This is a genomic window from Liquorilactobacillus vini DSM 20605 (assembly GCF_000255495.1).
GTDB classification, from domain to species: Bacteria; Bacillota; Bacilli; order Lactobacillales; family Lactobacillaceae; genus Liquorilactobacillus; species Liquorilactobacillus vini.
This window is the reverse complement of the sequence record NZ_AHYZ01000184.1, coordinates 1-7,870: the sequence shown is the minus strand read 5'-3', so window position 1 is coordinate 7,870 and position 7,870 is coordinate 1. Positions and strand designations below refer to the sequence as shown.

Annotated in this window: 6 protein-coding genes; all 6 read right to left on the bottom strand. The window is 43.4% G+C overall.

Annotated features, from left to right (window positions below):
• Positions 1 to 61: 61 nt before the first annotated feature.
• Genes ON15_RS10185 through ON15_RS10160 form a run of 6 tightly spaced genes read right to left on the bottom strand, consistent with a single transcriptional unit; the run spans position 62 to position 7,832 of the window.
• Positions 62 to 1,336: a conjugal transfer protein gene (locus ON15_RS10185; protein ID WP_010581394.1), complete on the bottom strand. Its 1,275-nt coding sequence runs from the start codon at positions 1,334 to 1,336 to the stop codon at positions 62 to 64.
• Positions 1,337 to 1,362: 26 nt separating this feature from the next.
• A complete protein-coding gene (locus ON15_RS10180; RefSeq protein ID WP_010581393.1) occupies positions 1,363 to 1,959 on the bottom strand; it encodes a hypothetical protein in 597 nt (198 codons plus the stop codon).
• A gap of 11 nt (positions 1,960 to 1,970) precedes the next feature.
• Positions 1,971 to 2,966 carry a bifunctional lytic transglycosylase/C40 family peptidase gene (locus ON15_RS10175; protein WP_010581392.1) on the bottom strand — a complete coding sequence of 332 codons (996 nt, stop codon included), beginning with the start codon at positions 2,964 to 2,966 and terminating at the stop codon, positions 1,971 to 1,973.
• A complete protein-coding gene (locus ON15_RS10170; RefSeq protein WP_010581391.1) occupies positions 2,959 to 5,001 on the bottom strand; it encodes a CD3337/EF1877 family mobilome membrane protein in 2,043 nt (680 codons plus the stop codon). Before ON15_RS10170 ends, ON15_RS10175 begins: the two co-directional genes overlap by 8 nt.
• Positions 5,002 to 7,455, bottom strand: a complete 2,454-nt coding sequence (tcpF, locus tag ON15_RS10165) for a conjugal transfer ATPase TcpF (RefSeq protein WP_010581390.1) — start codon at positions 7,453 to 7,455, stop codon at positions 5,002 to 5,004.
• Positions 7,452 to 7,832 carry a conjugal transfer protein gene (locus ON15_RS10160; protein ID WP_010581389.1) on the bottom strand — a complete coding sequence of 127 codons (381 nt, stop codon included), beginning with the start codon at positions 7,830 to 7,832 and terminating at the stop codon, positions 7,452 to 7,454. Before ON15_RS10160 ends, tcpF begins: the two co-directional genes overlap by 4 nt.
• Positions 7,833 to 7,870: the final 38 nt, after the last annotated feature.

Genomic DNA, 7,870 nt, shown 5'->3' with positions numbered 1-7,870 from the left:
TTAATTGTTATTTAAAGCATATTATGTATTCACGGCATTCATTTGAACGCCGTGGTTTTTACTATAAACCAGACTTAATTGTCCAGTTTGAACCTGCTTTTTCTAAAATAAGAGAGTACTGTGAATATTGGGTCATATCGGTTTCACTATCGAGGAACTTGACGGTCGCGTCAACTCGAATGTTGTCGCCTTGACGATGGAAGGTGGGATTGACCAGTTCCGCAAAACGGTAGTCTTTATTTAGTGGTTTTGTCCCTCCATCGACATAATATTTCAGTTCATTGGTGGTGCCGCTAGGATAAAGGGTGAAGAAAGTCGTTAGAAATTTAGTGATGCTACTGGTGGTTTCGGCATCAATTGAACTATCTGTTTGAAGCTGTTTTTCTGTTGCTTTGGCCTTAGACGGAGCTGCCGCAATCGTTGGATTAGTCACAATCACCATGTCACCATCTTTATTTTTCATAACATTCAATGAGTAGGTGGACTCGATTGCTTTTGCGGCGTCTTCTTTTTGACTGTTTTTGATCTGCTGATTAACGGTGAATAAGACTTCATTGACTTGATTCTTTTTAGCCTCAACTTTCCAAATTCGAATATCAGACACAGTGGAAGTTGTCGGAATATCTGAACGCAAAGCATCGGCATTCAGGGTCACCAATCCATTTAACATAAATTTACTAAGATCTTTTTGTCGGTTTTCTAATTTTTCCTGGTTAGGTTCCCATGTGTAATAGACTTTGGCAAAGTCGGTGATGAATGCTTCAATCGCGTTGGTATCAGTCAACTTAACTTTCACTACTTCACGTTCATGGACTGTGTGTTTATTGATGGCAGTGAAATTCTTGTACACGCCAAAACTCACACTAGCGATCAAGATCAACCAACAGAACCAAGTAGTTTTTCGCCGGATGCCAACGCGAGGTTGTTTTAACTTGCGGGTTTTTTTTTCTTTCATCGGTTTTGGTTGGCGCTTTGGTGGTCGTTGTCGTTTGACTTTTTTACGCGGCCGCTTGGGACGGGCTTTCTTATGTGAAGCGATCTGATGCTTGGCTGGACGTTCGTTGTATTCATACTGTAGATCGTGTTCACTTTCTCGATCATAGGATGACCGTGGTTCACGTTGTTGTTCAAAGTCGTGGGGTGGGTAACGCTCATCGCGATAATCATCTGGTGGTCGGCGATAGTTGCGTTCGTCCCGTTCCTGTATTCGCTGCGGTGGTCGATCCTCATAATCTTCATGATACTGTGGTCGCGGGCGTTCCGCATAGCGATGATCACGGGGATCTTCGTAGTCGTCGTACTCATAGTCGTAGTCTTCATAATCTTGACGGGCCATGGATTGTTCCTCCTTGTGGATCAGATTTACCATTTAAGTTTAGTGGCGAGATTAGCTACACTATTTTGTTGCAAGATGGCAAGGTGATTATTTTTTTGATAGTTGTGGTCCAGTTCATAACACTGATAAAATTTGGGATAGTCATTGCGAAAGCGGTCAAATAACTGGCGTAGACGGACTTGGGTGTAGCCGCGATAGTCTAGTTCACTATAAAGATCGTATTTGTCATCGTTGGTGAAAAATTCTTCGGCAAGGTGTAGTTCTCGATCTAAAATGTATTGGCGGTCTTCCTCACGAAACTTAGTATTGCCTAACCACTCTTTGACGTTTTGTTCATGTTCTAAAGCTAAACGGAACTCACGACGTTTACCAAATTCAAATTGCGGCAGTTCGGCGACAAAGTAATCAATCGCTTTGACTAGATCATTAACATTCGGTTCATGTTGTTCAAAAAACTTGATGCGTTCCCATTCGGCTGAAGCGTGATCGAGTTGTTTGTTACGTAATAAGCGATTATCGCCGTAATTCAAATCAATCCGACTTTCAACCAAAGTATGATCAATAGCGTTAGTTAACAGGTCCATCCAGTGGTCGTAGCTATAGCCGTTCTCACTTAAGGTCATGGATAATCACCTCATTTCTTGATGCGACCAGCACCAACAAGGTGTGCTTGCCAGTAGGCGGTATTTAAGTTAGCGTAGCCAAGGGGATCGCCAGCATTATACATGCGCATATTACCGACATAGATGCCAACGTGGGTAATGTAATCTGAAGTTGCGTAAGTGCCTTTGAAAAATACTAAGTCACCGGCCTTGGAGTTTTTGATACTGATATGTTGGGTCACATTATATTGCGCTTGGGCGGTACGCGGGAGCTTAATACCAGCCTTGGCGTAAGCCCAACTGGTTAACCCAGAACAATCAAAACCTGTGGTTGGCGTTGAGCCGCCAAAAACATAGGGCGTGCCTTGGTATTTAAGTGCTTCGGTCATTATGGCTTTGACCGTTTTATCACTGAAGTTAGCCACAGTCGGGCTAAGATATTGGCTGACTAAACTTACATAGAACATATTGCCATAAGCGTAGCGCCAACCTTCATCAGAAACTGGATTGGTGTAAGTGACTTTTTTGCCGCCGGCCTTTTCTTTAGCGAAATCACTGGCTATTTGTAGCGAATATTTCTTACCATGCGTAGCCACATAATTAATAAAAGCGCCACCGAAGTTGTAACTTTGAATAGCTGTATTTAAATCAGTTTTGGTTGTTTTCATGGATTTGATTAAACTAGCAAAGTATTTCACGCCTTGTTTGATCGAAGCATCCGGCGATAAACTACTGGGAGCTTGGCCCAGTGATTCACTAGACTGCATGACATCGCTACCTTTACCGCCAGATTCAACTTGCATAATCGCGAGAATCACGGTTACTTGATCAGGAATACCAAACTCCTTGCAATATTTTTCAACGGTACTTTTGTACTTGAGTACTTCTGCGGAAAGGTTCATCGAATCAACCACTAACTCAGTAGAATCGCTACTATCATCGTCATCAGCTGTCATTGCCACTGAAAAGAACAACAAGCTAATGAGTATGATCGGCAAAACGGCTAGGCCTAACCATTTCTTATTCATCATGTTTTTGCCTTGGCTTGACCAGCAATTTACGGTGCATGGTTGTTTTATTGACAACGAGATTCAGTGGCTTGTCAGTTGTCGGTTTGAATTGCCGTTTCTCACCAGTTTTGGGTGCAGTCGTGAATGATTGTTTGGGCCGTGATGTTGGCTTTTCTATTGGTGTTTTAGTATGTGGTAGTTTAGTGGTACTGGGATCGCGTGGCTTTGGTTGCGTGACTGGAGAAACTGCCGACTTTTTCTTGATCGGATCAGAATTAGACGGTTGCCGTGGATTCTTTGGCGGATCAACCACTAATTTACGCCGTTGCATTTCTTCCCGACGTTTTTTAGCGGCCAGTTCGCGTTCTGATTGATTGTCTTGACGCTGATTTTTCAACCCATTTTTGAAATCACCAATACCTTTTTTAGCCGTTTCTTTACCTTGATGTAACCCATATTTTGTATTGGTTGGCAGATCCTTTAACTGTTCTTTGGTGTGTTTCGCAGTTGCGGCCATTTTCTTTTTGGTATCTAATGCAGCACCCACTTTTTTACCAGCACGGGTCATCTTGCTAGTGGTGGCATCGCGTTTATTGGGCTGTGGTCGTTTTGAATTACCTTTACCGGTTGCATCAGTACCAGTTTCAGTCTGCGGCTGTGGACGTGGTTTTAAACCGCGTGCGAGCATACCACCCATTGCGGCGTTGCCCATGACCTGCCGGATCAAACGGCTACTACTGCGGCGCAAGCGACTAGCACCAGCTTGGGAGTCAGAACTTTTAAGCTGCATCATGCCCATTAAATCGCCGAGCTTCATCCAGATGCCGGCAAAGATGACGATTTGGAGAAAGGCGACCAGAAAGAATGGGGTGGTGGTCGATAGCCCATAGATCATGGTGGAAAGGCAGAACGTCAATGTTAGGACAATAGTGACGCCAGCACGCATCATGATCGTATTGAATAGCCGCAAAACAGCCGTTTTCATTAAGCCGTTAAATCCTGGGATCATGGCTAAGAGACAACTGATCGGTAAGAAAATGGCGTAAATAATAAAGAGGATTTGACTAAATAACATCATCGCTGTGAGAAAGAAGACAAAAATGGTGATTGCGATATCGAAGATACACACAAAGGTGGTCACACCTAAACGTTGAATCGTTTTGACCGCTGATAGATTGTCGTTTTCTTTATCTTCAATTTCAGCCTTGACGATCTCTGTTCGATCTTTACCTTTGTTCTTGAACGGATCAGTTTTGACCAGTTTGTTGACGCGATCCTCGCCAACCTCCTTGAGATTAGAATCGCCAAACTGTAATAACGTCCACGGCTGTTTGACTTGAATGTTGAATAACGTTTCACGAATCGCATCAACCCCGTTTTTTGAGGTGGACTGTTTATTTTGCATGATCATTTTAGAACCAGTGTTTAAAGCTGAGGTACTCATATCGGCGGAAAATTGGTTGATCTTGCCAATATAGTCGGGTGAGTAGGCAATGAAGCTTGCCGACAGAATAAAAATCACGATAAAATTGGCTACCGCTGAGATGGCTTTGGAGGATTCACGTTTGATCAGGCCAGTATAGGCGACATACACGCCAAGCACTAATATCAGCAACAAAAGCATACCGGGATAAAAGCCGTCAGCGCTAAAGCCGTTTTTAGAAACCCCGGCGAGTAGTTGCATGTTTTTACCAATGGCATCGGTGGTATCTTTGATGAAATCTAGTGAGTAAGCTTGTTGAATCAGGTAACCCGTGGCGTAGGAGAGGTAGACGGAGATCAGCCACAGAAAATTGGTGATAGCATAAATAGCGTACATGACCGACTTGCCAATGCCGTCACCCCAGTTCCATGGCAACCAATCCCATGATGAATCGACGAAATAATCTAGTTGATAGTTATTGACTGGATATTTGGAAAATTCGTGTTTATTATTGACGGTTTCATCGACTAGGCCTGCTGCGTGGACACTTTGGAGAGAAGTAGCACTCACTAGCACCACGACTAGCACAAAGCCGATCAGTAATAAAAGTCGTTTTTTACGTACCGACATTTACTCACCTCCAGTTATCTGCGCTGGTGGGCGAGTGTCGAAGGCCTTGTATAGATGTTCAAAGATATAATCAAAGTGTAGGACACCGACGTGGCCCCAAATATCTTGAAATAAGCATTCACCATTATCCAGTGAACGTAGGCGGTGTTGATTACTTTCATCTTCGGCATCAAGCCCAAAGAAAGTGAGGGTGTTTTTGATTTCATTAATATCGGTCGAACGAAAGGCAAATTTCATACCGATATTATTTTTCATCTTTTCGTCTAGAAGATCATTAGCGTTTTGCGTGACTAGATAAACCCCAGCATTCATTGAACGGCCTTCACGGATCAACTTCATAGAAAGAGCTTTACCTTGCGCTACATTCAAAAATGCCCAAGCTTCATCGAGATCGACAATTTTAAATTGCGAACGATCGGCATGGATAAAGTCGATGGCGAAAGTCGAGATGATCATCAACATGGCGACGGATAACATTTCCGCGGTGATGTATTCATCTTGCGTTTTGTCCGCATCAGGCAGGACCAAATCGGCAATTTGAATGATATTGATTTTGCGGTCCAAGGCGATCGAACGGCGAGTGGAGCCATCTGAAAAGAGTAAGGCGGCAAAATCATAATCGGTGAACGATTCAATATGATCAGCGATATTGTTGGCAATCGGGGTCCCTTCGCGGCGCAGTTCAGTGATCACTTTCAATAATCCGGGTTGCGGATCAAGGGTGACGTTGCGAATCGCTTTACGTAAAGTCGGAAACCGTTCGGCATCACGACTAGAGATTCCCGTTAAAAAGGTGAGTGTATCGACCGCCAGACTTTCAGAATCTTTTGGATTACTGAGAATGATATAAGGATCAAGTAAACCGCGATTCGCTTCTTCGCTGGTCAGGTTAACGATGTTAATATCGTCTTGCATGAAGTCTAAATTTTTCGCCCAATCAGTTCGTTCCGATTTTGGATCAAGTATCAAAGCTTGTGCGCCATAGAGTACGGCGTAGTAAACGAGTAAGTTATTAGAAAATGATTTACCACCGCCAAGTGAACCAAGGAAAGCGGCCGAAAGAGCATTGGTCACTGTTCCCTTTAAGCCTTGCGCGGCTAAGTCAGGTTTGATGAAAACATTGCGGCCGGTATCCACGTTGTAGCCCACATAAATTCCTTCGCGTTCTCCTAAAGCTTGAGTAGCACCAAAGCCTAATGAGGCAATGAAATCACTAGTCACGTATTGAATGTAGTCATTCATGTAGCGCTTTGAAGCGGGCATGAACTCGCTGTGTAGCCCCAGCATATCGCCGAACGGGCGAACCAATTTAATATTCAATGAATCATAGAAATCGAGGACTTGATCAGCGCGCTTTTTCATTTCATCGTAGCTTTTTCCACTGACGCGAATGACATAGGAAATTTTGTACATCGCGTCTTTAGTTTGATCAAGCTCAGCCTCCAAGTCGTCAACGGAATCAAGGGCATCGGCGACACCGCGAGTGGTTTCGTTATTAGATTCATAGGCGTGGTTATCTAAATCTTTCAATTCTTTCTTTTTGTTACGCACCTTAGTTAGTGCCTTTTTGTTAGTCACAATTTCCACATTCAGTGAGGTATCAATGGGAAAATCGAATTGTTGTTGCTGGAAGTAGAAAATCTCACTACCGGGAAAATCTAATTCACCAACAATATCGGATAAGGCCATATAGGTGACATAGGATTCGGTGAAACCGTGGGTGATGATCAAGTAACGCTGCTTTTGTTCAATCAACGAACGCGTTGGCTTGATCAAGTCATATTTTTTGATTACCGTATCTTGTTCATTTTTTTGTCGTGGCAGGTGGTATTGGTAGTCTTCATAATCTTGCCCTGACATACCGTAAAGATGTTCTAACAAGTAACCAAAGTCATCTTTAATCAACGGTCGAATTTTAAACCGGCGACTGACTTTATCGGCAAGGAAGCGGGCGACTTTACGAAAACGATCAACTTCGCTGTTGTTCATGACCATGAAGTCACCGGTGTATTTTTCATTGAATTCATGAAGAAAATCCTGAATGCCAAGCATGATATCATGCCAAACGCCTTTAGCGGATAACTCGCGGTCGTTTAACAGCAGTTTAAAACCAATAAAAAAACGATAATCAACTTGATTATCGCCAATATTGTCGATCAACGCGGCGGCTTGACCGTCAATATGCGTATCGGCAATACTTTTTAAATTTCCTTTGACCGTGGCTTTGGAACGGCGCATCGTGTCTTTGATACTGGATTCGGTGGCAAGTTGTAAGAGATGCAGTTTACCGTCACGGTTTTGTGAGATCAACTGACGGAAATTTTCGTGGACTTCCGCTTTTTGATCAGGTGAGAGAAAAGAGTAATTATAGGGGACGAGTTCGTAATAGGCGAAGCATTCGCCATCACGATTAAACACTAAATTGTCTTCGATATATTTTATGGGAAACTTCACTGGTTGAACCTCCTTACGTGGGTGATGTGGTCAAGGGCATGGGCTTTAACGGGTTTGACTGGCCGTCCGGAAAACGTGATCTTCTGGGCGGTAAAATAAGTGATCACCGAGCGAAGAAAACCTAGTGGCCGTTTGTTATCAAAAGTCTTTTGACTCATGAACCAAGTAATGGCTGCTGGAATACCGAGATGTTTTAGGAACGCGCCATCAATAAAACTTAGTGGTGGTACATCGCCCAGCAACATGACCAAAAATAGCGCAACGATGAACCAAGTCATTTGCGTGAACGTGACGGGGAATGGTAGATTAACATCATTGATCGCGTAGAGCACTTTTTCCACTGACCAAATGCTGGTGTAACTACGAATCTTTTTCATAAGTGACCTCCTTTCATTGGGGTAAAGAGGACTGATCC